The 25167-nt window shown below is 72.2% G+C and carries 29 protein-coding genes; 10 read left to right on the forward strand and 19 right to left on the reverse strand.

Annotation, left to right across the window (positions count from 1 at the left end):
- Nucleotides 1-30 precede the first annotated feature (30 nt).
- Nucleotides 31-1218, forward strand: a complete 1188-nt coding sequence (locus ASD06_RS01000; RefSeq protein ID WP_082537560.1) for an AI-2E family transporter — start codon at nucleotides 31-33, stop codon at nucleotides 1216-1218.
- 12 nt (nucleotides 1219-1230) lie between these two features.
- Here ASD06_RS01000 and ASD06_RS01005 read toward each other — a convergent pair whose 3' ends face one another.
- Nucleotides 1231-1998, reverse strand: a complete 768-nt coding sequence (locus tag ASD06_RS01005; RefSeq protein WP_235502164.1) for an alpha/beta hydrolase — start codon at nucleotides 1996-1998, stop codon at nucleotides 1231-1233.
- A 55-nt stretch (nucleotides 1999-2053) separates the two neighbouring features.
- Here ASD06_RS01005 and ASD06_RS01010 point away from each other — a divergent pair, with 55 nt between their 5' ends.
- Nucleotides 2054-2443, forward strand: coding sequence for a DUF952 domain-containing protein (locus ASD06_RS01010; RefSeq protein WP_082537561.1), 390 nt, complete (start codon nucleotides 2054-2056; stop codon nucleotides 2441-2443).
- A 12-nt stretch (nucleotides 2444-2455) separates the two neighbouring features.
- Here ASD06_RS01010 and ASD06_RS01015 read toward each other — a convergent pair whose 3' ends face one another.
- Nucleotides 2456-3229: a maleylpyruvate isomerase family mycothiol-dependent enzyme gene (locus ASD06_RS01015; RefSeq protein WP_056672041.1), complete on the reverse strand. Its 774-nt coding sequence runs from the start codon at nucleotides 3227-3229 to the stop codon at nucleotides 2456-2458.
- Between the two features lie 61 nt (nucleotides 3230-3290).
- Here ASD06_RS01015 and ASD06_RS01020 point away from each other — a divergent pair, with 61 nt between their 5' ends.
- Nucleotides 3291-3944 carry a TetR/AcrR family transcriptional regulator gene (locus tag ASD06_RS01020; protein WP_162248020.1) on the forward strand — a complete coding sequence of 218 codons (654 nt, stop codon included), beginning with the start codon at nucleotides 3291-3293 and terminating at the stop codon, nucleotides 3942-3944.
- 23 nt (nucleotides 3945-3967) lie between these two features.
- Here ASD06_RS01020 and ASD06_RS01025 read toward each other — a convergent pair whose 3' ends face one another.
- Nucleotides 3968-4270, reverse strand: a complete 303-nt coding sequence (locus ASD06_RS01025) for a hypothetical protein (RefSeq protein WP_056672043.1) — start codon at nucleotides 4268-4270, stop codon at nucleotides 3968-3970.
- A 3-nt stretch (nucleotides 4271-4273) separates the two neighbouring features.
- The gene (locus tag ASD06_RS01030) at nucleotides 4274-6052 is read right to left on the reverse strand and encodes a 3-hydroxyacyl-CoA dehydrogenase family protein (protein WP_056672045.1); all 1779 of its coding nucleotides are present in this window, start codon (nucleotides 6050-6052) and stop codon (nucleotides 4274-4276) included.
- Nucleotides 6053-6253: 201 nt separating this feature from the next.
- Between ASD06_RS01030 and ASD06_RS01035 the strand changes: the two genes are divergently transcribed.
- The 3 genes from ASD06_RS01035 to ASD06_RS01045 are packed head-to-tail and all read left to right on the forward strand — an operon-like array spanning nucleotide 6254 to nucleotide 8255.
- Nucleotides 6254-7015 (forward strand): hypothetical protein, encoded by a 762-nt coding sequence (locus ASD06_RS01035; protein ID WP_056672048.1) that lies wholly within the window; start codon nucleotides 6254-6256, stop codon nucleotides 7013-7015.
- A 19-nt stretch (nucleotides 7016-7034) separates the two neighbouring features.
- Complete coding sequence (nucS, locus tag ASD06_RS01040) at nucleotides 7035-7730, forward strand: endonuclease NucS (protein WP_056672051.1); 696 nt, start codon at nucleotides 7035-7037, stop codon at nucleotides 7728-7730.
- A gap of 42 nt (nucleotides 7731-7772) precedes the next feature.
- On the forward strand, nucleotides 7773-8255 hold the full coding sequence (locus ASD06_RS01045) for a DUF6328 family protein (RefSeq protein WP_056672052.1): 483 nt from the start codon (nucleotides 7773-7775) through the stop codon (nucleotides 8253-8255).
- Between the two features lie 25 nt (nucleotides 8256-8280).
- Here ASD06_RS01045 and ASD06_RS01050 read toward each other — a convergent pair whose 3' ends face one another.
- From ASD06_RS01050 to ASD06_RS01060, 3 genes are all read right to left on the reverse strand, one after another.
- Complete coding sequence (locus tag ASD06_RS01050; protein ID WP_056672053.1) at nucleotides 8281-8511, reverse strand: hypothetical protein; 231 nt, start codon at nucleotides 8509-8511, stop codon at nucleotides 8281-8283.
- A 105-nt stretch (nucleotides 8512-8616) separates the two neighbouring features.
- Complete coding sequence (locus ASD06_RS01055) at nucleotides 8617-8928, reverse strand: hypothetical protein (RefSeq protein WP_056672054.1); 312 nt, start codon at nucleotides 8926-8928, stop codon at nucleotides 8617-8619.
- A gap of 54 nt (nucleotides 8929-8982) precedes the next feature.
- Nucleotides 8983-10032, reverse strand: coding sequence for a glycosyltransferase (locus ASD06_RS01060; RefSeq protein ID WP_157371424.1), 1050 nt, complete (start codon nucleotides 10030-10032; stop codon nucleotides 8983-8985).
- A gap of 275 nt (nucleotides 10033-10307) precedes the next feature.
- Between ASD06_RS01060 and ASD06_RS01065 the strand changes: the two genes are divergently transcribed.
- Entirely contained in the window at nucleotides 10308-10781 is a 474-nt protein-coding gene (locus tag ASD06_RS01065) for an SRPBCC family protein (protein WP_157371425.1), read from the forward strand.
- Nucleotides 10782-10793: 12 nt separating this feature from the next.
- Here the strand turns inward: ASD06_RS01065 and ASD06_RS01070 are convergent, their stop codons facing one another.
- Together ASD06_RS01070 and ASD06_RS01075 are read right to left on the reverse strand one after the other, a co-directional pair.
- Complete coding sequence (locus tag ASD06_RS01070) at nucleotides 10794-11213, reverse strand: CBS domain-containing protein (protein ID WP_056672062.1); 420 nt, start codon at nucleotides 11211-11213, stop codon at nucleotides 10794-10796.
- An 81-nt stretch (nucleotides 11214-11294) separates the two neighbouring features.
- Nucleotides 11295-12692 (reverse strand): GNAT family N-acetyltransferase, encoded by a 1398-nt coding sequence (locus ASD06_RS01075; protein WP_056672069.1) that lies wholly within the window; start codon nucleotides 12690-12692, stop codon nucleotides 11295-11297.
- A gap of 188 nt (nucleotides 12693-12880) precedes the next feature.
- Between ASD06_RS01075 and ASD06_RS01080 the strand changes: the two genes are divergently transcribed.
- On the forward strand, nucleotides 12881-13174 hold the full coding sequence (locus tag ASD06_RS01080; protein ID WP_056672072.1) for a hypothetical protein: 294 nt from the start codon (nucleotides 12881-12883) through the stop codon (nucleotides 13172-13174).
- 149 nt (nucleotides 13175-13323) lie between these two features.
- On the opposite strand, the gene ASD06_RS01085 is transcribed toward ASD06_RS01080, so the two are convergent.
- The 4 genes from ASD06_RS01085 to ASD06_RS01100 form a co-directional block, all read right to left on the reverse strand.
- Nucleotides 13324-15369, reverse strand: a complete 2046-nt coding sequence (locus ASD06_RS01085; protein ID WP_082537630.1) for a protein meaA — start codon at nucleotides 15367-15369, stop codon at nucleotides 13324-13326.
- 106 nt (nucleotides 15370-15475) lie between these two features.
- Entirely contained in the window at nucleotides 15476-16303 is an 828-nt protein-coding gene (locus tag ASD06_RS01090) for a GNAT family N-acetyltransferase (RefSeq protein ID WP_056672075.1), read from the reverse strand.
- 7 nt (nucleotides 16304-16310) lie between these two features.
- Nucleotides 16311-18179, reverse strand: coding sequence for a Na+/H+ antiporter (locus ASD06_RS01095; protein ID WP_056672078.1), 1869 nt, complete (start codon nucleotides 18177-18179; stop codon nucleotides 16311-16313).
- Nucleotides 18180-18280: 101 nt separating this feature from the next.
- Nucleotides 18281-19135, reverse strand: coding sequence for a 3-hydroxyacyl-CoA dehydrogenase family protein (locus ASD06_RS01100; RefSeq protein WP_056672079.1), 855 nt, complete (start codon nucleotides 19133-19135; stop codon nucleotides 18281-18283).
- Nucleotides 19136-19220: 85 nt separating this feature from the next.
- On the opposite strand from ASD06_RS01100, the gene ASD06_RS01105 reads away from it, so the two are divergent.
- A complete protein-coding gene (locus tag ASD06_RS01105) occupies nucleotides 19221-19547 on the forward strand; it encodes a hypothetical protein (RefSeq protein WP_235502165.1) in 327 nt (108 codons plus the stop codon).
- Nucleotides 19548-19577: 30 nt separating this feature from the next.
- Here the strand turns inward: ASD06_RS01105 and murA are convergent, their stop codons facing one another.
- Nucleotides 19578-20867 carry a UDP-N-acetylglucosamine 1-carboxyvinyltransferase gene (murA, locus tag ASD06_RS01110; protein WP_056672914.1) on the reverse strand — a complete coding sequence of 430 codons (1290 nt, stop codon included), beginning with the start codon at nucleotides 20865-20867 and terminating at the stop codon, nucleotides 19578-19580.
- Nucleotides 20868-20892: 25 nt separating this feature from the next.
- Between murA and ASD06_RS01115 the strand changes: the two genes are divergently transcribed.
- The gene (locus ASD06_RS01115; RefSeq protein ID WP_056672917.1) at nucleotides 20893-21495 is read left to right on the forward strand and encodes a cob(I)yrinic acid a,c-diamide adenosyltransferase; all 603 of its coding nucleotides are present in this window, start codon (nucleotides 20893-20895) and stop codon (nucleotides 21493-21495) included.
- A 7-nt stretch (nucleotides 21496-21502) separates the two neighbouring features.
- On the opposite strand, the gene ASD06_RS01120 is transcribed toward ASD06_RS01115, so the two are convergent.
- From ASD06_RS01120 to atpD, 5 genes are all read right to left on the reverse strand, one after another.
- Nucleotides 21503-21946, reverse strand: a complete 444-nt coding sequence (locus tag ASD06_RS01120) for a DUF2550 domain-containing protein (RefSeq protein WP_056672082.1) — start codon at nucleotides 21944-21946, stop codon at nucleotides 21503-21505.
- Between the two features lie 13 nt (nucleotides 21947-21959).
- Nucleotides 21960-22229 (reverse strand): F0F1 ATP synthase subunit epsilon, encoded by a 270-nt coding sequence (locus ASD06_RS01125; protein WP_056672084.1) that lies wholly within the window; start codon nucleotides 22227-22229, stop codon nucleotides 21960-21962.
- An 80-nt stretch (nucleotides 22230-22309) separates the two neighbouring features.
- Nucleotides 22310-22930, reverse strand: a complete 621-nt coding sequence (locus ASD06_RS01130) for a hypothetical protein (RefSeq protein ID WP_200941777.1) — start codon at nucleotides 22928-22930, stop codon at nucleotides 22310-22312.
- Between the two features lie 54 nt (nucleotides 22931-22984).
- Complete coding sequence (locus ASD06_RS01135) at nucleotides 22985-23491, reverse strand: NUDIX hydrolase (RefSeq protein ID WP_304438665.1); 507 nt, start codon at nucleotides 23489-23491, stop codon at nucleotides 22985-22987.
- A 218-nt stretch (nucleotides 23492-23709) separates the two neighbouring features.
- Nucleotides 23710-25167: a F0F1 ATP synthase subunit beta gene (gene atpD / locus ASD06_RS01140; protein ID WP_056672087.1), complete on the reverse strand. Its 1458-nt coding sequence runs from the start codon at nucleotides 25165-25167 to the stop codon at nucleotides 23710-23712.

Raw genomic sequence — 25167 nt, forward strand, 5'->3', positions numbered from 1 at the left:
GCCCCTAGGCTCCACCTCGAGAGGAGCCACATGGACGACAGCACGACCGAGCCATCCGGCGTCCGCGAGGACGACCCAGAGCAGGACGACGCGACCGAGCAGCGCGTCGAGGACCGTCGCGAACGACAGCAGGAGGCTGCGGCCGAGGCGGCCGCCTCTCTCGGGCGTCCTGGGCGTCCCCTGAACCGCCAGTCGCCGTTCTTCGTCGGGTTCGTCGGCGCTATCGGCGTGCTGTTCGCCTGGGGGCTGCTGCACGTGGTGACGCAGCTGTCGTCGGTGCTGCTGCTCATCGTCGTCGCCCTGTTCTTGGCGCTCGGGCTCGACCCGGTCGTCCAGTGGCTGCAGGCGCGCGGGTTGCGGCGTGGCTACGCGGCTGCGGTGGTGTTCCTCGGGGTGATCCTGGTGTTCGTCGGGATCATCGCGCTCGTCGTGCCCCCGGTGGTCAACGAGGCCGGTCAGCTCCTCGACCAGGCACCCGACTTCGTCGACAACCTGCTGAAGAACCACACCCTGCGCGACCTCGACAAGCAGTACGGCCTCATCACGCGCGTGCAGGAGGAGCTGCGCAAGCGCGCCACCGACCAGTCGCTGTGGACGTCGGTGTTCGGCGGCGTACTCGGTGCCGGCAAGGCCGTGGTGGGCGGACTGTTCAGCGCCTTCACGGTGCTGGTGCTCACGCTGTACTTCACGGCGTCGTTGCCGACGGTGAAGGCCTCGGTCTACCGCATGGTGCCGCGCAGCCGTCGCCAGCGCGTGAGCTTCCTGTCCGAGGAGATCAGCCGCCGCGTCGGTGGCTACTTCCTCGGCCAGATCGCGGTGGCGACCCTCAACGGCATCTTCAGCTACATCATGATGACCATCGTCGGGATCCCGTACGCAGCCGTGCTCGCCGTGAGCGTCGGCGTCCTCGGCCTCATCCCGATGGTGGGTGCGACGCTCGGCGCGGTGCTGGTGCTGATCGTCGCGCTCTTCCAGTCCGGGACGGCGGCGCTCATCGTGGCGGTGTACTACGTGATCTACCAGCAGGTGGAGAACTACGTGCTGTCCCCTCGGATCATGCAGCGCACGGTCGCCGTGCCCGGTGCGGTGACGGTGGTGGCGGCGCTCGCCGGTGGCACGCTGCTCGGCATCGTCGGCGCGCTCATGGCGATCCCCGTGGCCGCCGGCCTGCTGCTGCTGTACCAGGAGGTGCTGCTGCCGCGTCAGCAGCAGACCTGACCGCTGCCGGGCTCAGTCGGCGTGCAGGGCCGTGCCGAGGGGGCCGTCCCAGGTGTGCGGGAGCGGCGCCCGACCGGGGGCCACGCGGGAGACGATCTCGTCGAGCGCGCGGCGCACGTACGGCTCCCCCACCCACAGGTGCTTGCCGCCCTCGACGGCGACGACCTCGGCCTGTGGGATGGCCGCGAACCGCTCCCGCGCCTCGTCGGGACGCAGGTAGTCGTCGAGCTCGGGCACCAGCGCCACGACCGGCTTGCCCGAGTCGGCCCACCGCTGCAGGTCCTCGGGCGCGGAGTAGCGCAGCGGAGGGCTCAGCAGGATCGCGCCCTCGACCGCAGGGTCGCAGCCGTGCATGAGCGCGAGGTCGGTGCCGAAGCTCCAGCCGACGAGCCAGGGGCGCGGCAGCTCGCGGAACTCCGCCAGCTCGATGGCCGCCGCGACGTCGTAGCGCTCGGCGTCCGCGCCGTCGAACGCGCCCTCGCTGGTGCCGCGCGGGCTCGAGGTGCCGCGGGTGTTGAACCGGAGCACCGCGATGTCCGCCAGCGCCGGCAACCGGTAGGAGGCCTTGCGGTACACGTGCGAGTCCATGAAGCCGCCGTGGGTCGGCAGCGGGTGGAGCGTGACGAGCGTGGCGACGGGGTCGTTGTGCTCAGGCAGTGCCAGCTCACCGACGAGGGTGAGCCCGTCGGCGGTGTGCAGCTCGATGTCCTCGCGTCGCGCGGGCAGCACGGTGTTGGCGCGGATCATGTTCGGGCGGAAGGTGCGCGGGTCGTCGCTCATCGGGTTCAGGGTATCGAGCGGTGAGGGACGTCGCCCCGCGCGTACCGTTCGGTGCATGCGCATCCTGCACGCCGCTCTGCCCGATGACTGGTCGCGGGCGCGACTCGACGGCAGCTACGACGTCTCGACCCGCGGCCGCACGCTCGTCGACGAGGGGTTCATCCACGCCTCGACGTTGCAGCAGCTGCCCGGGGTGCTCGACCGCTTCTACGCCGACGTCCCCGCCGTGGACGTGCTGGTGATCGACCTCGACCGGCTCGAACACGAGGGCGCGCAGGTGTTGTGGGAGGACGTGCCGGGAGCGGACGACGGTCCGTACCCCCACGTGTACGGCGTGATCCCCGCGCAGACCGTGGTCGAGGTCGTGCGCCTCGAGCACTCCCCCGGCGAGCCGTGGGCGGTGCCGCACATCGCCGACGTGGCGGAGGTCGACGCCAGCGACTGAGCGGCGTTGGGCTCAGAAGATGACGAGGTGACCGAGCAGACCCGGTGCCGGGGCCCGGCCAGAGAGGGCACGGCAGAACTCGACGGCGTCGAGCTCGATCCGCTCCCCCTCGGCACCGACGACGAAGCGGCCGCCGTCCGGCCCGGTCAGCGTGAGGTCCACCGGCTGCCCGTGCCGGCGTGCCCACTCCCGGACGACGTCGGCGACGATCCGGGCGTTCACCGGGGCGCAGCGATCGAGTCTGCGGCCGGTCGCACGGGCGATGTCGTGGCTGTGCATCCACACGTCGCGCGTGTAGACGACGTCGACGAGGTGCCCGAGCTGCAGCCGCGGTGGCATGCCGGCCGACGAGCCCGACTGGGCGATGGGGACGCTGACCCGGCGCAGCGGCCGCGGGAGCCGCATGCGGCCGGCGACCGCTCGCGGGGCGAGCGCCGTCAGCCTGCTCACGCGCTCGGCCGGGGTGAGGCGGCGATGCTCGCTGACCTGCAACGCGTTGACGGCGTCGAGCGGGTTGTCGGAGTGCTCCTTGCGGTGGCGGCCGCCCCAGGCCTGCTGGCGCAGGTTCTGGCGCAGGGACGCGTTGGCCTCCGCAGCGCCGATCAGGTGCCCCACCACGTCCGCGACGGACCAGCCGGGGCAGTCCGTGACCGCCTGCCACTCCTCGGCGTCCAGCGAGCGCAGCAGGGTGAGCAGCTGGTCGTAGGCGGCCAGCGCGACCGGAGCCGCATCACTGCTCCTGGTGATCGGCGAGATCTGCGAGACGTCGCTCGTGGCCGTGGTCATCCTGGCTCCATTCCCTAACAGCGTTAGGCAAGAGTCGCGCCGCGCCGGTACCGTGTCAAGGGTGCAGCCCACCCAGCCCGCCCAGCCCACCCAGCCCGCCCAGCCCGCCCATCCCGCCAAGCCCGCCGAGCCCGCCGAGCGCTCAGCCCCCACCCGGGACGAGCGGCGCGAGCGCATCCGGCGCGCCATCGTCGACGCTGCCTGGCAGCTCTCTCGCGAGCGCGGCCTCGCCGGCTGGGGCCTGCGGGATCTCGGGACGCAGGTCGGGATGCGGGCACCGTCGCTGTACGTCTACTTCGCGAGCAAGAACGCGTTGTACGACGAGATGTACGCCCAGGGCTATCGCGAGCTGCGGGCGGCCTACCAGTCCCTGCTCGTCGAGGACCTGGCCGACGAGGAGCGGCTGCGCGCGGGAGCGCGAGTCTTCTTCGACTTCGCCGTGGCCGACTCGGCGCGGCTCCAGCTGCTGTTCCTGCCGGTGATCCCGTCGTTCGTCCCGTCACAGGTGTCCTACGCCCTGGCCGGCGAGGTGCTCACCGAGCTGTCGCGGGCCCTGCAGGCCGTCGGGGTCACCGACCCGGTGGCGCTGGACCTCTGGACGGCGATGCTCACCGGTCTGGCGACGCAACAGGTCAGCAACGACCCCGGAGGCCACCGCTGGGCCGACGTCGTCGACCGGGCCGTCGACCTGCTGCTGGCAGGGAGTCGCACCTAGCCGGCCGGGCGCCGAGCCGGACGTCAGCGCCCGGGTCGGCGGCGTTCGCGAGCCGCCCAGCACGGCGTGTGCCAGTGCCGCCGGTCACCCAGCGCGGCGTCGTCGCTGCGCGGGCCGTCGGCCGGCCACGCCACGACGTGCGGGACGCCGGCCCGCACCTCCTGGTCGCAGCCCGGGCACCGGTAGGACTTGCCCGCCGCCGCGCCGCTCACCGGCCGGACGAACCACTCGCCGTCCGACGAGACCTGCCGACGCGCCGAGCCCGACAGCGCGCGGCCGAGGTCGAGCTCGACCTGGTCGCGACGCCGTCGGTTGGCTCGAGGCACAGCTCAAGCGTAGGTGCGGAAGCCGCGGCCGACCTTGCGCCCGAGGTAGCCGGCCGTCACGAGCTGCTCCAGCAACGGCGCCGGCGCGTACCCGCGCTCGCGGAACTCCAGGTAGAGCTGGCGCTGGATCGCGAGCGAGACGTCGAGCCCCACGACATCGAGCAGCTCGAACGGACCCATCGGGTACCCGCAGCCGGTCTTCATCGCGGTGTCGATGTCGTCGGCGCCTGCGTAGTGCGCCTCGAGCATCTTCACGGCGTCGTTGAGGTACGGGAACAGCAACGCGTTGACGATGAACCCGGCGCGGTCACCGCAGGTGACCGGATGCTTGCCGAGGCGTCGGCAGACGTCGGTGACCGTGGCGACGACGTCGTCGGCGGTGGAGACGGTGTGCACGACCTCGACGAGCTTCATGACGGGCGCCGGGTTGAAGAAGTGCATGCCCACCACGTCGCGTGCCCGCTGCGTGGCCGCCGCGCACTCGACCACCGGCAGCGACGACGTGGTCGTCGCCAAGATGGCGCCCGGCTTGCAGATCTCGTCGAGGTTCTCGAACAACGCCTGCTTGACGCTGAGCTCCTCGACGACCGCCTCGACCACGAGGTCGCACGACGCGAGGTCCTCCAACCGGGTCGAGCCGGTGACCCGGGCGAGCGCGGCCCGACGATCGTCGTCCGACAGCTTGCCGCGCTGCACGGCCTTCTCCAGGCTCTTGCCGATCGCCGCGGTCACGGCCGCGACCTTCTCGCTGCCCCGGGCCACGAAGACGACGTCGTAGCCGCCCTTGGCGAAGACCTCGATGATGCCGGTGGCCATCGTGCCCGACCCCACGACACCCACGCGCGACACCGGACGCAGGGCCTCGTGCTCCCCGGCCTCGGCCGCGGGCGTGAGGCCGTCGTCCACGACCTGGCTCGAGCCGGGCTCGGCGTAGGTGTAGAAGCCGCGACCGCTCTTGCGACCCTTCAGACCCGCGGTGACCATCTGCTTGATGAGCGGGCTGGGCGCGTGCAGCCGCTCGCGCCCCTGCTTGTACATCGTGTCGAGGATCTCGTAGGCGGTGTCGAGGCCGATCAGGTCCATCAGCGCGAGCGGGCCCATCGGCAGGCCGCAGCCGAGCTGCATCGCGGCGTCGATGTCCTCGCGCGTGGCGTAGCGCGACTCGTACATCGACACCGCGTGGTTGAGGTAGCCGAACAGCAGCGCGTTGGCGATGAAGCCCGCCTTGTCGCCGACGACCACCGGCATCTTGCCGAGACGTGCGGCGAGCGCCTTGACGTCCTCGACGACGGCGTCCTCGGTGACCACCGTGCGGATCACCTCGACGAAGCGCAGCACGGGTGCAGGGTTGAAGAAGTGCATGCCGACGACGCGCCGAGGGTTGTGCGTCGACACCGAGATCTCGGTCACCGACAGGCTGGAGGTGTTGGTGGCCAGGATCGTGTCGGGCCGCACGATCGAGTCGAGCTTGCCGAAGATCTCGCGCTTGAGGTCCAGGTGCTCGGGCACAGCCTCGACCACCAGGTCGCAGTCGGCGAGGTCGTCCAGGCTGCCGGCGAACCGCACGCGGCCGATGAGCTCGGCCTGCTCCGCCTCGGTGAGCTTGCCGCGGGCCACGGCCCGGGCGGTGGAGTGCTCGAGGTGGGCGCGACCGCGGTCGAGGCCGGCCGCGTCGACCTCGACCGCGCAGACCCGCAGGCCGTTGCGCGCGAAGACCTCGACGATCCCAGCGCCCATCGTGCCGAGTCCCACCACACCGATCGTGCTCAGCTCACGCGCCATCGCGTCCGTGCCTCCGCGTCGTCTGTCCATGTCGTCTGTCCATGTCGTCTTGACGGGTCGTCTTGACGTGCCGTCGTGACGTTCCGTCGCAGTCGTCCGCCTCGTTCGGCGGCGCTGCCCAGAGCATCCTCGCAGAGCGCGGACCTCACTCCCACACCTCGTGACGTACACCACCCACCTCGCGTGGGCCATGCTGTCCCGATGACGAGTCCCGGGCAGACCCGGCCCGACCGGGACGCCGGCCGGCGGCGACTGCCGCGCTGGGTCACCGTGGTGCTGGTGCTGCTGATCGTCCTGCTCCTCGCGGCGCTCGCCGCGTTCGGCCTGTTCGTGTGGGCGTTCTCCGGCGGCTGGGACGGCCTGCGGCCGCAGGCCGAGCCGACCGACCGCGACGTCGTGACGGCCCGGTCGACGGCACGCGGCGCGCTCAGCGCCTTGACGGCCGACGTGCTGCGCGACGTGCCCGGCACCGAGCTGGCCCGCGTGCGCTTCGACCAGTGCGAGCACGGGCAGAACAACTGGAAGATCCACGACGGCTACACCCTGCGCTGCGAGCTGACCGACTCGCTCGTCCTGCGCCCCGCCGCGCCGGACGTCGCCTCGGTGGCCGGGCGGCTCGACGCGGCGCTGCGGCACGACGGGTGGGCCCAGGCCGGGTCCCGGAACGAGATGACGCAGCCGGCCGACGCAGGCGCCAGCTACCTGCTCACGACGCGCACTGGCAGCTACTACCGCACGCGTGACCTGCCCCAGGAGCTGTCGGTCACCGTCACGGTGCGCCGCGACCCGCCGGGGGTGAGTGCGCTGCCCTACGACCCGTCGGTGCCGGTCGAGGGTGACGTCGAGGCCTACCGCCGCGCCCTGCAGGGCCCGGATCGCACCGCGAGCGGCGTCCCGGGAACGGCCCCGGTGCCGCGGGTCGTCGTCCGCGCCTCGGTGCGGTACTTCGAGGACGACCGCTGACGGAGGCTAGGCTGCCCCGGTGCGCCTGGTCATCGCCCGCTGCTCGGTCGACTACGTCGGCCGCCTCACCGCCCACCTTCCGCTCGCGACGCGGCTGCTGCTGGTCAAGGCCGACGGCAGCGTGCTGGTGCACTCCGACGGCGGCTCGTACAAGCCGCTCAACTGGATGAGCCCGCCGTGCACGCTCGCAGTCGGGGAGCCGTCGCAGACCGATCGCACCCAGGGCGTCGAGCTGCTGTGGACCGTGCAGCACACCAAGACCGGCGACTCCCTGCAGATTCGGATCCACGAGGTGCTGCACGACTCGGCGCACGAGCTGGGCATCGACCCGGGTCTGGTCAAGGACGGCGTCGAGGCGCACCTGCAGCGGCTGCTCGCCGAGCAGATCCACACGCTGGGCGAGGGCTACACGCTCGTGCGGCGCGAGTACATGACGGCGATCGGGCCGGTCGACATCCTGTGCCGCGACGGCTCGGGTGGCGCGGTCGCCGTCGAGATCAAGCGTCGCGGCGAGATCGACGGCGTCGAGCAGCTGACCCGTTACCTCGAGCTCATGAACCGCGACCCTCTGCTGGCCCCGGTGACCGGCGTCTTCGCGGCCCAGGAGATCAAGCCGCAGGCGCGCACTCTCGCGACCGACCGGGGAATCCGCTGCGTCACCCTGGACTACGCGGCCCTGCGCGGGTTGGACGACGTCGGCTCCCGGCTCTTCTGAACGCGTGCATGGCCGGCGCCGGGCCGGGGTACGTTCGGCCACATGACCGACAACGGCCCACGGCGCCGTGACGACCGCGGCGAGTCGCACGACGAGCGCATGGACCGCAACTGGAACGAGCTGCTCCAGGAGCTGCGGGTCAGCCAGACCGGAGTGCAGATCCTGGCCGGCTTCCTGCTGACGCTGCCGTTCCAGCAGCGGTTCACCCAGCTCGGCGCGACGACGCGCACCCTGTACCTCGTCACCGTGGTGGTGGCGTGCGTGTCGACGCTGCTGCTGGTGACACCGGTGGTGCTGCACCGCGCGCTGTTCCGCCGGCACGCCAAGGACACCCTCGTGCGCGCGGCCGACCGGCTCGCCCGCGCCGGCCTCGGGGCGCTCGGCGTGACCGTCAGCGGCGTCGTCACCCTGGTCTTCACGGTGGTGCTCGGCGGGTGGTCCGGTGCCGTGGCCGGCCTGCTCCTGCTGCTCGCACTGGGTGCGTCGTGGTGGCTGCTGCCCCGGCGACTGCGCGCGAGGACCTGACAGCGCAGCAGGGACGGGGTGGGCCTCAGCCCAGGTACAGCGAGGAGTCCACGCGGGCGGTCGTCACCACGACCTGTCGCGGACGCCGCTGCGCCCGGCACTGCGCCTCCAGGCGGCTGATCCGCTGGGCGTTGCGCGCGAGCTCCTCGTCGTCTGCGGCCCGGCGGATGCACGACAGCCGCTCGGCGTAGGCGCTGGCGAGCTCGTCCACCTGCGACGCGCTGCGCAGGTCAAGCGACTCTGGTGTGGTCGTCATGACAGCCTCCTGGCACTCGAGAACCAGTGTGGCGCGCCTGCTTGACCACGTGAGGTCATTGGAACACAAGGGACGAAGTCCCACAACAGGTGACGGCCGGTGCGCTCAGCGCTGCGACTCGGGGTCGCTCGGGCCCGGACGCTGCCGGTCGGTCTCGTACCGCGCGTCCATCACCAGCCCCCGCCCGCCCGACAGCTCGGCTACCGCGCTCTCGACCCACGGCGCGGGCTGCTCGTCCAACCCGGCGTCCGCGATGGCCGCCACCAGCCGCTCGCGCACGATGGCCGGTGGTTCGTCGGCGAGGCGAGGGCCGAGCTCGTCGACGATCCGCTGCAGCACCGCCTTGACGTCCTGACTGCGGGCGACGTCCACCTCCTGCGCTGAGGACGCGGCGATGTCGTCGTTGCTGTGCTCCATGACAGCGACACTGCCCGCCCGCCGCTAGATCATGCGTCCAACCGCCGGTCAGGCTCAGGCGGCGTGCTCGACGGCCCGTTCGTGGGCCTGCAGGATCGAGGCCATGACCACCTCGCGGTCGTAGCGCGACGACACCCGGTCGAGGCCCGCCAGGCCCCACGACAGGCGGCGGAACGGGTCTGACGCGGTATGCACCAGCGCGCGGGCCAGCGAGGCCGGATCCTGCGCGTCGACCAGCCGGCCGGTGACGCCCTCGACCAGGACGTCCTCGGCCGACACGCTGCGCACGCCCACCACCGGGCGGGCACGGTGCATGGCCACCAGCGCCGACAACGCGGACGAGGGGTCGCTGCGCGTCGCGACGACGGCCGCTGAACCGTCGACCAGGTCGAGCATCTCGACCGAGGGCAGCACGTCACGCAGGTCCATGCGGTCGGCCACGCCACGGCTCTCGGCTCGCCCCACCAGGTCTCGCCGGCGGTCCTGGTCGCCGTCGTCGGCGCAGCCCGCGAGCACGATGCGCAGCGATCGGTCGGCGTCCAGCGCCGCGACGAGCCCGGCCCGTACCGACGCCAGCTCCGGAACGCCGGACAGCCCGAGCAGGTAGGCGTCCGCGCTGGACGGAGCGGGATCCGCCGCGGGGTCGTCGCACTGCGCGCCAGCCACGAGGGCCGCGGACGCGCAGACGGTGACGCACCCGGACGGCACGCCCGCTGCTCGTGCCGCCCGGGCGTCCTGGGTGGTCGGCACCACGACGCCGTCCGCGGCGCGCAGCACCGCGGACCACGCGGCTCGGCTGCCGCGGGCGTGCGACGCCGACTCACGCGCCGCCGGCTGGTCGTGCACCACCACTGGCACGCCGGTGCTGCGCCGGGCCGCCAGGGCCGTGGCGGCCGACGGCAGGTCCAGCGCGTGCACGAGATCGCAACCGGCGGACCGCTCGGCCACCAGCGGCGCCAGCGCGGCGACGTCCTGGCGCAACGAGTGAGTCGGCCCCTGCCCCATGGCGTCGTGAGTGAGCGTCAGCGTCGACACCTCGCGTGGGCCGTGCAGCTGGGCCAACCGCGCACGCAGCACCGCCAGCAGCGGACGCGGTGATCCCACGCAGTCGTGCGTCGCGAGCAACGCCGATCCAGATCGCAGCAGCAAGGTACGCACACGTCCTCCGAAAAGACCGTTCGGTGAGGTGTGAACGCCTGGCTTCTTCAGCGCTCGGGGAGCCGGGAATGTCCGACCCCTTCAGGTATACGCTGCAGGACCTGCTCCGGCAAGGCGATCTTCGCCCGAGGCCGTCGCCGTCCCAGGGGGGACCTTGGGCCCGGCGCTCTCGACGACGTCGTGGCATGCTGCCGGATGGACAGAAGGGACGGTTCTCGTCCATGGCACGTGTGAGCGTTGGGGCGGACCTGCACGTCGCATCCCCGCCGGAGGATGCCTACCACGTATGGAACCAGCGGTACCTGTACCCGCGGTTCCTTGCCGGTGTGCTCGAGGTCGAGGAGCTCGACGGCACCTGGAGCCGCTGGGTGGTCGAGCGCGACGGCGAGCGGTGCACGCTCGAGGTCGAGACCACCGACAACGTTCCCCGGCGCCTGGTCGCCTGGCGCGATGACGGGCCCGGCCGCCCCCGCACGACGGTGCGTCTCATGGGACCGCCCGCGGGGCCGACCACGGTGTCGGTCGAGGTGAGCTGGCACCCGCAGCACTCCGGCCCGGACGCCGTCACCGAAGCCGACCGGCGACTCGCCGAGCTCGAGGCCGATCTGCACGGCTTCCGCGAGTACCTCAAGTCCGAGCTGGGCGGGTACGTCGACACGCTCCGCTCTCTCGAGCAGCTGCCCCACACCGACTGAACGCCAACGGGTTCAGGCCGACACCGCCTCGGCCAACGCGCCCGCCACCGCCTCCGGCAGGGCTCGTGCGAGATCGCCTTGGCTCAGGATCCCGACCACCCAGCGACCGCTCACCACGACCAACCTGCGGATCCGGTGCTGGCCCATCAGCCGGGCGGCGTCCGCGATCTCGGCGTCGGCAGACACTGTCACGACGCCGTCCTGGACGATGCCGCCGACCGTGACGTGGCAGGGGTCGGCTCCCTCCGCCAGCACACGCAACACGAGGTCGCGGTCAGTGACCACGCCGCTCAGCACGTCGTCGTGCCCGCGCACTGGCAGCGCACCGATGTCGAGGTCCCGCATGCGCTGCGCGGCAGCGGCGACGGGTTCGTCGGCGGCGGCGCAGATGACCGACGTGGTCATGATGTCGCGCACCTGCACCGACAGCATGCTGCTCCCTCGTCGTGTCGACGGCTCGCCACCGTCGCGCTGTGACCGCCTGCCTACCCGCCGTGGCGAGCCGCAAACCCCTTACCGGCGTGCTGGTCCGAGGTGCACGTGCGTCGTGACGCGGCGGTACCCGAGCCGGGAGTAGAGGGGGCTCACCGTGTCGTCGCAGTGCAGCCACGCGAGCGGCGAGCGCTCGAGCGCCCGCCGGGTCGCCAGTGCCGACACCGCGCGGCCCCACCTGCGGCCCCGCAGCTCGGGCACGACGGTGACGCCACCGACGTACGTCGTACCCGCGAGGTCTCGCAGGCGCGCGCAGCCGATGGCCCGGCCCTCGTGTCGCACGACGACGAACTCGCGGTCAGGCAAGTCGAGCTGGCCCTCGACCACGGGCCCGAGATCGGCGCCGAAGACCGTCAGGAACTCCGCCACGTCCCGGGGTCGATCCAACACAGGCTCGCTCGTCTCCCCTTGCGGCACAGGCACTTCCGGGGCCGCGTCGCACAGCCACACTCCGTGGCGGAGCTGCTCGACCAGACCGGTGGCAGCCGCGACGCCGTCCACCTGCTGCTGGTCAACCACCAGGTGCCAGGCGTCGGGCGAGTGCTGCTGAAGCCACCCGGTGACAGCGGCGACCACCCCGGCCGGCGGCGCGTCAGCGGCAGCCCCGAGGCCGGCCAGCGACGCCTGGGTGGCCCAGGCGTAGGGCAGTGGCAGGTGAGCGCACGCCACACCCGCGACCGTCTCGAAGGCAGCGCCGTCGGGCCAGTGACCGCTCGGTGGCGCGAGATTGCGGTCGGCGTCCGCCCGGCCCAGCAGCTCGACCAGGTCGCCGGGGTACGGCGAGGTGCCGAGCTGTGGGGTGCGGGGGGGCCACGACACGAGCCGCCAGCCCTCGCTGTCGCCCGACAGCTCCACCACCGCGCAGTTCGCGATCCCCGCGCCGCGGGCCCGGTCGTTGCGCACGTTGTGGGCGAGCCAGGGCAGCGCCAGCGACATCGCCCCTCCGTGGCTCACGACCACCACGGTCTCGCCGCGGTGCAGGTCGGCCACCTCGTCGAGCGCGTCGCGCACCCGGGCGACGACGTGCCCGCCCGACTCCGCGCCAGGCAGCGCGGCCGCGAGGTCGCCGTCGAGCCACGCGTCGAAGACGGCGTCGACGCGCGCCCAGTCGGCGTCGGTGTCGCTGCCTTCGAGATCTCCGAGGTCGAACTCACGCATCCCCTGCAGCACCACGGGTTCGCCGGTGCCCAAGGCTTCCGCGAGCACACCGGCCGTCTGCTGCGCCCGGAGCAGCGGGCTGCAGTACACGCGTGCCACGTTCCGCCCGGCCAACGCGGTGGCGGCATCCTTCGCCTGCTGGCGACCCCGTTCGGTGAGCGGGGCTCCGGGCTCGGCGGCGGACAGGCGGCGGCTGACGTTCCCCTCGCTCTGCCCGTGCCGCATCACGAGCACGGTGGCGGGGCACTGGAGGTCGCTCACCCCTTCACGGTAGCGACCGCTCGCTCAGCCTTCGGGTGGCGGAGCGACCGTTGACGGGGGACGCTGGGCAGGCGACAAGCGCACCGCGCCCCGCTGGCCACTACGAGGCGGCCCAGGCCTTCGTCCGCGAAGCGCCCCTACTTGTGGGAGTTCCCCCGAGTACTCGCACACCACCCTGGAGAACCCCGATGTCGCATACCCATGCCGAGCCCGCCACCACCGGCCGGACCCGACGACTGACCACCGAGACCAAGAGCTCGACGAAGACCAGCGAGCTGATCGCCTACGTCCTGGCCGTGCTGGCCGTCGTGATCACGTCTCTGGTCGTCGGTGACGACGGCCACGGCAGCGCCGACCCCTTCAGCGCCTCGCGCGCGCTGCAGCTCGTGACCTACCTGACCATCGGCTACATGGTCGCCCGGGGCCTCGCCAAGTCGGGCAGCCGGGACGCCTATGACGCCCATGACGTCACCGATCACTGAGGCCGGATGTTCTTCTTCTTCTCCAACCGCGTCGGCTGCCTGGGCTCGATCCTGATCTCCCTGGTCATCACCGGCTTGCTGCTCCTGGTCCTCGCGCGCTGACCGGGCGGGCAACGGCCCCGCACACCGTGACGGCGTGCGGGGCCGGCTCAGCGCGTCGGCGCGAGCCCTCGGGACGCGCGGATCACTTCGACGATCTCGCCGAGCATCTGCGTGAGTCCGAAGTCCTTGGGAGTGAACACCTTCGCGACACCGAGCGCGCGCAGCCTGCGCTCGTCGGACTCGGGGATGATCCCGCCCACGACGACCGGGATGTCCCCGGCCCCTGCCTCCTTCAGTCCGTCGAGCACCGAGGGCACCAGCTCCATGTGCGAGCCCGACAGCACCGACAGCCCGACGCAGTGCACGTCCTCGGCCACCGCTGCGGCGACGATCTGCGACGGCGTCAGCCGGATGCCCTGGTAGATCACCTCGAAGCCCGCGTCGCGCGCCCGCACCGCCACCTGCTCGGCGCCGTTGCTGTGACCGTCCAGGCCAGGCTTGCCCACCAGCAGCCGCAGCCGGCCGCCGAGCTGCTCGCCGGTGGCGCGCACGGCCTCGCGCACCCGGGCGAGGTCCTCGGACACCTGTGCGACCCCGACCGAGCCCCCGACGCCGGTGGGGGCGCGGTACTCGCCGAACTGCTCGCGTAGCGCCGCGCTCCACTCCCCTGTCGTCACCCCGGCTCGCGCACACGCGAGGGTCGCCTCGAAGAGGTTTGCGTCCGTGGCGGCATCCGCTCGAAGTCGTTGCAGCGCAAGGGTCGCAGCCTCGCGCCGCTCGGGGTCGGCGTCCCGCTGCTCGCGCCACTCCTTCACAGCCGACGCGGCCTCGTGCTCGACCTGCGGGTCGACCGTCTGGATCGCGGTGTCGAGGTCGGCGGTGAGCGGGTTCGGCTCGGTGGTCGCGAAGCGGTTGACGCCGACGACGACGTCCTCCCCCGACTCGATGCGCGCCCGACGGGCCGCGTGGGACGCCACCAGCGCCGACTTCATGTAGCCGGACTCGACGGCCGCGACGGCGCCACCGAGCTCGGCGACCTTCGCCATCTCGGCGCGCGCTCCACTCACCAGCTCGGCGACCTTCGCCTCCACCACGGCGCTGCCCGCGAACAGGTCGTCGTACTCCAGCAGGTCGGACTCGTAGGCGAGCACCTGCTGGATCCGCAGCGACCACTGCTGGTCCCAGGGCCGCGGCAGCCCCAGCGCCTCGTTCCACGCCGGCAGCTGGACGGCCCGGGCGCGGGCGTCCTTGCTCAGTGTCACGGCCAGCATCTCGAGCACGATCCGCTGCACGTTGTTCTCCGGCTGCGCCTCGGTGAGCCCGAGGGAGTTCACCTGCACGCCGTAGCGGAACCGTCGTGCCTTGGGGTCCGCGACGCCGTAGCGTTCGCGCGTCAGCTCGTCCCACAGCTCGACGAAAGCGCGCATCTTGCACATCTCCTCGACGAACCGCACCCCGGCGTTGACGAAGAACGAGATGCGCGCGACGACGTCGGGGAAGCGCTCGGGTGGCACCTGCCCGCTGTCGCGCACGGCGTCGAGGACGGCGATCGCCGTCGACATCGCGAAGGCGATCTCCTGCACCGGCGTGGCCCCGGCCTCCTGCAGGTGGTAGCTGCAGATGTTGATCGGGTTCCACTTCGGCATGTGCTGCACCGTGTGGGCGATGGTGTCGGTCGTGAGCCGCAGGCTCGGCCCGGGCGGGAACGCGTACGTCCCGCGCGACAGGTACTCCTTGATGATGTCGTTCTGGGTGGTGCCCGTGAGCGCCCGAACCGCCTGCTCAGCGTCCCCACCCTCTGCCGACGCCTGCTCCTCCGCCGTCACCTGGTAGAGCGCGAGCAGCCACATCGCGGTGGCGTTGATGGTCATGGAGGTGTTCATCGTCGCCAGCGGGATGCCGTCGAACAGCTGGCGCATGTCGCCGAGGTGACAGATCGGCACACCGACCTTGCCGACCTCGCCCCGGGCGAGCTCGTGGTCGGAGTCGTAGCCGGTCTGGGTCGGCAGGTCGAACGCGATCGACAGGCCCGTCTGCCCCTTGGCGAGGTTGCGCCGGTACAACGCGTTCGACGCGGCCGCGTTGGAGTGGCCGGCGTACGTGCGCATGACCCAGGGGCGGTCGCGCTCAGGGCGGGCAGCGGGCTCGGGCACGGCGTCCTCCTCGGGGCTCGGTTGGAACCGTACCGGCGAGTAACCGGCGAGGGAACGTCGAGCGACGGTGAGGGTCGTCACGTCAGTGGTGCGCTGACGTGCATGATCACGACGGGGAGGGGGGCTCCGCGATGCAGGCCGTGGCCCGACGTCGAAAGCCCACGCGCTCGTAGACCCGGGCCACGTCGTCGTCCTGGGCTGACAAGAAGACCGTGCGGTGCCCGCGGTCGAGCGCGTGGCGCGCCAGCGCGACCGTCACAGCCGCGGCGATCCCCCGGCGGCGCGCGGTGGGCAGCGTGGCGATGCCCACCAGCTCGGCGACGCCGGCCGCCGTCTGCATGCCGCCGACGCCCACCGGACCCTCGTCGCTGCGGGCCACCACTCGCGCCTGCCGGCCCTGGCGCATCCCCTCGCGCGTCGACAGCAGGCGCACCGGATCGGCCTCGGCGGCCGCCGCGTCGCGCTCGGCTGGTCCTGCGTCCCCGACCGCGGTGCCGTGGCCTGCGCCGAAGGCCACGGACGCCACCGCCTCGGCCGGGCCGAGGTCGAGATCGTCGGGGCCGGCCACCGCCACCCGGACGCCGGCCGGCGCGGCGAGGGCGTCCGCCGCCCCGGCCAAGGCGTCGACGTCCAGGACGAGGAGCGGGCATCGCTGCACCGCCAGCCCCGCCTGCTCGGCCGCGCCCGTGAGCGACGGCGTGAGCTCGTGCACCCACTCCAGCGCCTGCGGCACGCCCAGCTCCTGCTGCCGGCTCAGCACCGCGCGCACGTCGTCCGGCCGCACGCTGGCCGCAGGGTGGCCGGGCCGCGCGTAGAACGGCCAACCCGCGCCGTCGCGCACGAACAGCCGCAGTGGGCCCACCTCCTGCGCCGTGGCCACCGGGCGCGGCACCGCGTCGTAGAAGGCCTCGATGCGCAGCAGGTCGTCGCTCACCCGCGGATCATCCCAGCAGGTCGTCGACGTAGCACCACCGCCAGTGCTCGTGCGGCTCGAAGCTGCGCATCACCGGGTGACCCGTCTCCTCGAAGTGCGTGTCGGCGTGGTGGTACGGCGAGCTGTCGCAGCACCCGACGTGGCCGCAGCTAAGGCACAGCCGCAGGTGCACCCACTCGGTGCCGTCGCGCAGGCACTCCTCGCAGCCCTCCGGCGTCCGCGGCTTGACGAGTGTCGGCGCCTCCATGAGGTGCTCACAACCCTGCGCGTTGCGAGCCGGTGCGAGGTCGGCGGCGATCCGCTCGTGGCGCAGCTCCGTGCGGTCGAGCAGCGACTCCTCGACGTCGAGCACGGCCGTCACCGCTCGCAGCACGTCGTCGTCGTAACGGCCGGCGTCGCGGGCCGCGATCAGCGCCGTGCGCTCGGCCTCGAGCATCTGCAGCCGCAGCCGCAGGTACGTCGCCGTCGGCGGTTCGTACTCCTCATGGGGCCGGCCGAGCCGCTCCCACGCGCGGTCGGCGCGGTCGAGCGACTGCTCGCGCAGGGCCTCGACCACCGCCTCGGGTTCGTCGCCCTCGCCGGCGACGTCGGCCAGCCTGGCCCGCCCCGCCTTGGCCACCTCGCTGAGCAGGGCGGCCTCGGCCAGGGCGTCCTCGGCCGGGTCGGGCCCGGGCACGCCCAGCACGCGGGCCAGGGCCGGCAGCGTCAGCCCCTGCAACGTCAGGGTGCCCACCACCACCACGAAGGCGACGAACACCAGCACGCCGCGGCGCGGAGTCTCCGGCGGTAGCGCGAGCACCGCGGCGAGGGTGACCACGCCGCGCATGCCGGCCCAGGCCACCAGGAGCGTCGAGCGCCAGGTCCAGGTCTCCCCCATCGGATGGCGCACCAGCAGGCGCGTCGAGTAGGAGAAGAAGACCCACGCGAACCGCGAGACGATCACCGCGACGAGGACGACGGCAGCGACCCAGATCAGCTGGCCGCCGCTGAGGTCCGAGCGGGCCTCGCGCACCACGTACGGGGCCTGCAGCCCGATGAGCAGGAACACGGCGTTCTCGAGGACGAACTGCACCGTGCGCCAGTTGCTGGCCTCGGCGAGCCGGGACGCACCCGACTGCAGCAGGTGCGACTTGTGGCTGAGCGCCAGGCCGGTCACGACCACGGCCAGGACGCCGGACGCCTTGATCTCCTCGGCCGCGATGTAGGCCACGAAGGGGGCCACGAACGACAAGGTGGTGTCGGACACCGGGTCGTCGACCCGACGTCTCACGAGGGCGAACACGGTGGCCACCACCAGGCCCGCGAGCACGCCGCCCGCCGCGCCGCGCAGGAAGTCCCAACCCACCTGCCAGACCGCGACCGTGCTGACCAGCGCGGCGCGCGCCGTGTTGAGGGCGACCAGCGCCGTCCCGTCGTTGACCAGGCTCTCGCCCTGCAGGATCGACACCACCCGCCGGGGCAGGCCGATGCGTCGCGCGACAGCCGTCGCGGCGACCGCGTCCGGTGGGGCCACCACAGCGCCCAGAGCGAACGCCGCCGCCACCGAGAACGGCGCGGGCACCACCCAGAGCGCCACCAGCGCCACGCAGGCCGTGGTGAAGAGGGTGGCGCCGACCGACAGCAGCGCGATCGAGGAGCGGTTCGCCCGGAAGTCGACGAGCGAGGTGCGGATCGCGGCGGCGTACAGCAGCGGCGGCAGCACGCCGACGAGGATCAGCTCGGGGTCGAGCCGGACGTCCGGCACGAACGGCAGGTACGCGCCGCCGACCCCTGCGGCCACCAGCAGGAGCGGGGGCGACGCGCCGAGGCGCCGGGCCACGCCGGCCACCACCAGGACGACGATCGCCAGGACGACGAGGGAGACGGCGACGTGCACCGCACCATCATGCGGCCTGCGAACCGGCGGCGCGCAGCCTCGCCCCGCTCAGGTGTCAGGGCTCAGGGGCAGGGGCAGGGGCAGGGGCAGAACGCACCGGCTCAGTACTGGTAGAAGCCGCGCCCGGACTTGCGACCGATCTCGCCCGCCGTGACCATGCGGTTCAGCGTCTCGGGCGGGTTGAACTTCTCGTCCTGCGTCTCGGTGTAGATGTTGCGGGTGGCGTTGCGCAGGATGTCGACGCCGGTGAGGTCGGCCGTCGCGAGCGGCCCCATGGCGTGGCCGAAGCCGAGGCGGCAGGCGGTGTCGACGTCCTCGGCGGTGGCGACACCGTTCTCGACGAGCTTGACGGCCTCGACGACGAGCGCGGCGATGAGGCGGGTCGTCACGAACCCCGCGACGTCGCGGTTGACGACCACGCAGGTCTTGCCGACCGACTCGGCGAACGAGCGGGCGGCAGCCAGCGTCTCGTCGCTCGTCTTGTAGCCGCGCACGAGCTCGCACAGCTGCATCATCGGCACGGGCGAGAAGAAGTGCGTCCCCACCACCGACTCCGGGCGCTGGGTGGCCGCGGCGATCTGGGTGATCGGGATGGCGGACGTGTTCGTGGCCAGGATCGCGCCCTCGCGGCAGATGCGGTCGAGGTCGGCGAACAGCGCGGTCTTGACCTGGACGTCCTCGAAGATCGCCTCGACGACGATGTCGCTGTCAGCGGCGGCGTCCAGGTCCGTGGTGGTCGTGATCCGGGCCAGGGCCGCGTCGGCGTCGTCCTGCGTGAGCTTGCCCTTGGCGACGAAGCGCGCGTACGACGCCTCGATGCCCGAGCGGCCACGCGAGAGCGCGTCCTCGGTGACGTCGCGCAGCACCACCTGGTGGCCGGCCTGGGCGCTGACCTGGGCGATGCCCGACCCCATGAGTCCGGCTCCGACGACGGTGATCTTCTGCTGCGCTGACATGGGCAGGACTGTAGCCACCAGCCGAACGCGCCACCGGGTAGGGGTTCCCCTGGCGGCCTGCCGACGGTGGTCGCACACTGTCCTCGTGCCAGCGCTGGGCAGCTACTCCGCCACCTACGGCCTCGTGGTCGCGTTCGCCGTGGTGGGCCTGCTCGCCCTGTTGCTGCGCTGGACCTTCCGCCGCGGCACGTCCCTGGTGGCACCGCGGCCCAAGGTCGGCGACCCCGACGACTACGGCCTGCTCGTCCCCGTCGCTGCGCCAGCCTCCTTCGCCGAGGCCGAGCTGATCCGTGCCCGCCTGGTGGGCCAGGGCATCCGCGCGACGCTCGCCCCGACCACCCAGGGCCCCCGCGTGCTGGTCTTCCCGGACGAGGCCAAGACCGCCCGGGCCCTGCTGCGCGGGCCCCGCTGACCCCTCGCGACCCGCTCCTCAGGTCGCTCCTCAGGTCGCGGGTGCGAAGGGCACCTCCTCGACCCGCTCGCGCCGGACGTCGGCGCCGAGCGAGCGCAACGTCGCGTCGAAGCTCGGGTAGCCCCGGTCGACGTGGCCGACCCCCTCGACGGTCGTCACGCCGTCGGCGGCCAGTCCCGCGATCACCAGGGCGGCGGCGGCCCGGATGTCGCTGCCGACCACCGGCGCCGCCGACAGCCGCTCACGGCCCCGCAGCAGCGCGTGGTGGCCATCGACCCGGACGTCGGCGCCGAGCCGGGCGAGCTCGGACGCCGTGTGGAAGCGCGCCTCGAACAGGTTCTCCGTCACCATCGCCGAGCCCTCCGCCAGCGCGTCGAACACGAGCGCGAAGGGTTGCAGGTCGGTGGGGAACCCGGGGAACGGCAGGGTCATGACGTCGAAGGAGCGGGGGCGGCGCGGGCAGGTCACCCGTACGCCGTCCGGACGCCGGTCGACGACCACGCCCGCACCGACGAGCTTGTCGATGACGAACTCCAGGTGCCGGGGGTCGAAGCCCCGCACCACGACGTCCCCTCGGGTGACGGCGGCGGCGAACATCCACGTCCCGGCGGCGATGCGGTCGCCGACCACCTCGTGGTCGACCGGCGACAGCCGGTCGACGCCGGTGATGATCAGGCTCGAGCTGCCGACGCCCTCGATCTCGGCGCCCATCGCCACGAGCATGCGGGCCAGGTCGGCCACCTCGGGCTCGCGCGCGGCGTTCTCGATCACCGTGGTGCCGCGGGCGAGCACCGCGGCCATCAGGATGTTCTCGGTGGCTCCGACGGACGGGAAGTCCAACGACACCGGTGCGCCGACGAGGCCGTCGGGAGCCTCGGCCACCAGGTAACCGTGGTCGACGTGCACCGTGGCCCCCAGCCGGGTCAGGCCGTCGGCGTGCATGTCGAGGCCCCGTGAGCCGATGGCGTCGCCGCCGGGCACCGCGACGTCAGCGATGCCGCAGCGGGCCGTGAGCGGGCCCAGCACGCTGATCGACGCGCGCATGGCCCGCACGAGCTCGTAGTCGGCTCGGTGGTCGGGCCGCTCGGGCACGTCGATCTGCACCACCCCGGCCGCGACGTCGTGGTCGACCGTGCAACCCAGCCGGCGCAGCAGCTCGGCCATGATCGCGACGTCCAGGATGTCGGGCACCCGGCGCAGCGTGGTGCGTCCCACCGCCAGCAGCGCCGCCGCCATGAGCTTGAGCGCGCTGTTCTTGGCGCCCACGACCGTCACCTCACCGGTCAGCGGACCACCACCGTGCACCCTGAACCTCTCCACGATCGGCCAGGCTAGTGTGAGCGGCATGGTCGTGCTCTCTCGGATCTACACCCGCACCGGCGACGACGGGACGACGGCGCTCGGCGACTTCAGCCGCGTGCCCAAGACCGACGTCCGGTTGCAGGCCTACGCCGACTGCGACGAGACCGGCAGCGCCATCGGCGTCGCGCTGACCGTCGGCGAGCTCGCCGACGACGTCGCCGCGCTCCTGCAGCGCGTGCAGAACGACCTGTTCGACGTCGGCGCCGACCTGTGCACGCCACTGGCGCCGAGCTACCAGCACCCACCGCTGCGGGTGAAGGCCGAGTGGGTGGCCGAGCTCGAGGCCGCGTGCGACACCTACGGCGAGCCGCTGCCGACGCTGCGGTCGTTCATCCTGGCCGGTGGGAGCACCGCCAGCGCCTACCTGCACGTCGCGCGCACCGTCGCCCGGCGGGCCGAGCGGTCGACCTGGCACGCGATCGAGGCCTACGGCACCGGTGAGGACGGCGGCGTCAACCCGCTCACCGCGCAGTACCTCAACCGGCTGTCGGACCTGCTGTTCATCCTGGCGCGGCACGCGAACCTCGAGCGCGGCGGCGACGTCCTGTGGCAGCCCGGCGGCGGGCGCGAGCAGGCGCCGAGCTGACCTCGCGCTAGGCGACGGAGACGTTCTGCCCCGGCGGGGCCGACTCCAGCCACGAGGCGAAGCCGGTGTAGGACTGCTCGCTCATGGCGAGCTCGAGCGGGCCCTGCGGCCGGCGACAGCGCACGATGAGGAAGCCCGACATCACCGAGAACGCCTCGGCGCCGGCGGGCACCCGGCGCTCCTGGACCGCCAGGTCACTGCGCTGCAGCACGTGCCGGGGGCGCATCGACGCGCTGAACACGCGGAACCACTCGATCCGGTCGGCCTCGTAGCGGGCCACACCCAGGCGCCACCCCTTGCCGTGCGCGCCGGTCGTGGTGCGCAACGAGCAGTCGAACGTGCCGAACTGCCGGCTCAGCCAGCGGCGCCGGACGACGACCCCGGCGATCGCCAGGACGAGCAGCGCCAGCAGGGCAGCGACGGCCTCCAACGGGATGAGGAGGCCGCCCATGACTGCCGACCGCTCAGTTCGAGCTGCCGGCGCCGACTTCGGCGCGCTCCGCCACGATCGTGACGCGGTCGTGGTCGACGGACAGGAACCCGCCGTCGACGCGCGCCGTCACCTGCTCGCCCTCGCCGGAGATCCGGACCTCACCCTCGACCAGCACTCCGAGCAGCGGCGCGTGGCCGGGCAGGATGCCGATCTCGCCGTCCGTGGTGCGAGCCACGACGCGCGTGGCGTCGCCGCTCCAGACCTTGCGGTCGGCGGCGACGAGTTCAACGGTGAGCGCCACGAGGGTCCTTCCGTTCGAGGGGATGAGTCAACGATACCGGCTGGGCGCAGGCGATGTGGACGCAGGTCGCCCACCAGCGCTCAGCGGGCGGTGCCGCCGTACGACGCGGCCAGGGCCCGCGCCACGGCCTCGGCGTCCGCGCGCACGTGCTCCGCCGGCGTCGGTGGCAGCAGGTCGTCCCAGACCAGCAGGAACGACCCGCGCAGCTGCGGGACGTCGGCGAGCCGGGCGAAGAAGAAGACGTGCAGGTGCGCTCCCCCGTCGCCGAACCGCAGCACGTGGCAGCGCGCGATGTTCGGGAGCGCCTCCACGGCGCGGGCCAGGTGCACCTGCAGCACCCCCAGCTCGCCTGCCAGCGCGTCGGGCAGGTCGGCGAGGTCGTGGTGCGCGAGCGGCTGCAGCATGAGCACCAGCGGCGCTCCGCTCGCAGGAAGCGCGATCAGCCGCCAGTGCTCGTCGCGCCACACCTCGGCGTCGTCGGGCTCGTCCGCGGACACCCGCTGGCACGCTCCGCAGGGACGATCGCCCTCGCCGCTGCGCGCGGTCTCCGGCGACGGTGGCTCCAGCGCAGCGATCCGCAGCCCGTCGGTCTCGAAGGGGAACGTTCCCCAGGACTGCAGCGCCTGCAGGGCCTGCGCCCGCCACGCGTCGTCCGTCGCCGCCGTCACCCGCTCGTACAACTCCTGCGCCGTCTCAGCCACCCGCCGACCCTATCGACCGTTCGCGCGCTGGACGCGATGAGTGCCTACCGGCATCTACTCCTGGCGTCCCTGAACGGCGTCGCTCGCCAGGACGACACCGTGTTCCATCTCGACCAACCGGTCCTCGGCCAGCGCGAGCAACCCGGCGCGCATCCGCCTGGCGAGCCGCTCTACGAGGTGGTCTCCCAGGTCCTCTGGCGCCACGAACGCGAATGACCGCAGCTCCTCCCTCGCGAGCAGGATGCGAGCACCGTCGAGGACACCGCCGTCGTAGAGGAACATCATCGACTCCGTGCGGTCGGGCTCCGGCCCTTGCCACTCGATGACCAGAAGCCTGCCAAGCGACAGGTCCGCGCTGAGTTCCTCTGACAGCTCGCGAGCACAAGCCGCTCGGGGCGATTCGTCCGCCTCCACCACACCGCCCGGAACCTCCCAGTGGTCCTGGTAGGTCGGCTCGACAATGAGCACCTGACCATGCCTGTCGCGAATCAGCGCGCCCGCGCCCATGCGCTTCGCGGGCCTGCTGTTCCGGTGAGCGATGAGGTCGACGGCGTCCGGCATCAGTCGACACTAGTGCTGGATTGTCCGTCGGGGGCCGCTTGCCGCCGGCTGTGGTCTGGCGTGCATGATCACCGGTGTCGTACGGGGCGAGGGAGAGGCGCGACGAACAGCGAAGGCCGGTACCTCGCAGGTTCGCGTCAAGGAGCTTGCGACAGCGAACCGGAGAGGTGCCGGCCTTCGCGGAGCGGAACCCAGCCAACGGCTGGTTCCACGCAGGATCAGAGGTTCTTCTGGATCTCCGCCCAGTTGCGCTCGACGTCCTCGAGCCCACCGCACATGAAGAACGCCTGCTCGGCGATGTGGTCGAACTCGCCGTCCGCGATGCGGGTGAAGGCGTCGATCGTCTCGTCGAGCGGGACGGTCGAGCCCTCGATGCCGGTGAACTGCTTGGCGACGTAGGTGTTCTGCGACAGGAAGCGCTGGATGCGACGCGCGCGCTGCACCAGCGTCTTGTCCTCCTCCGACAGCTCGTCGATGCCGAGGATCGCGATGATGTCCTGCAGCTCCTTGTTGCGCTGGAGGATCTGCTTGACCCGCACCGCGGTGTCGTAGTGCGCCTGCGAGATGTAGCGCGGGTCGAGGATGCGCGAGGTCGAGGTCAGCGGGTCGACGGCCGGGTAGATACCCAGCGAGGCGATGTCACGCGAGAGCTCGGTGGTGGCGTCCAGGTGCGCGAACGTCGTCGCCGGGGCCGGGTCGGTGTAGTCGTCGGCCGGCACGTAGATCGCCTGCATCGAGGTGATCGAGTGGCCCCGCGTCGAGGTGATGCGCTCCTGCAGCACGCCCATCTCGTCAGCCAGCGTGGGCTGGTAGCCCACGGCCGACGGCATGCGGCCGAGCAGCGTGGAGACCTCGGACCCGGCCTGGGTGAACCGGAAGATGTTGTCGATGAACAGCAGCACGTCCTGGTTCTGGACGTCGCGGAAGTACTCCGCCATGGTCAGCGCCGACAGCGCCACGCGAAGACGCGTGCCCGGCGGCTCGTCCATCTGGCCGAAGACCAGCGCGGTCTGGCCGATGACCTCGGACTCGGTCATCTCCTGGATCAGGTCGTTGCCCTCGCGGGTGCGCTCGCCGACGCCGGCGAACACCGACACGCCGTTGTGGTCGCGCGCCACGCGGGCGATCATCTCCTGGATCAGCACCGTCTTGCCGACGCCGGCGCCACCGAACAGGCCGATCTTGCCGCCGAGCACGTACGGGGTGAGCAGGTCGATGACCTTGATGCCGGTCTGGAACATCTCGGTCTTGGACTCGAGCTGGTCGAACGCCGGAGCCTTGCGGTGGATCGGCCAGCGCTCGGTGACCTCGAGCTTCTCGCCCGGCTCGAGGTTGAGGCAGTCGCCGGTCACGTTGAAGACGTGCCCCTTGGTGACGTCGCCGACGGGCACGGAGATGCCCGCGCCGGTGTCGCGCACGGGCATGCCGCGCACGAGGCCGTCGGTCGGCTTCATCGCGATGGCGCGGATCATGTTGTCGCCGATGTGCTGGGCGACCTCGAGCGTCAGGGTGCGCTGCTCGCCCGTGAGCTCGTAGTCGACCTCGAGCGCGTTGTAGATCTCGGGCATCGCGTCCGCGGGGAACTCGATGTCGCAGACGGGGCCGATCACCCGGGCGATCCGGCCGACACCTGCGGTGCCGGCGGTCGCGGCGTTCTCGGTGGCAGTGGCGGTCAT

Origin of the sequence: Angustibacter sp. Root456 (assembly GCF_001426435.1) — a bacterium.
GTDB lineage: Bacteria > Actinomycetota > Actinomycetes > Actinomycetales > Angustibacteraceae > Angustibacter.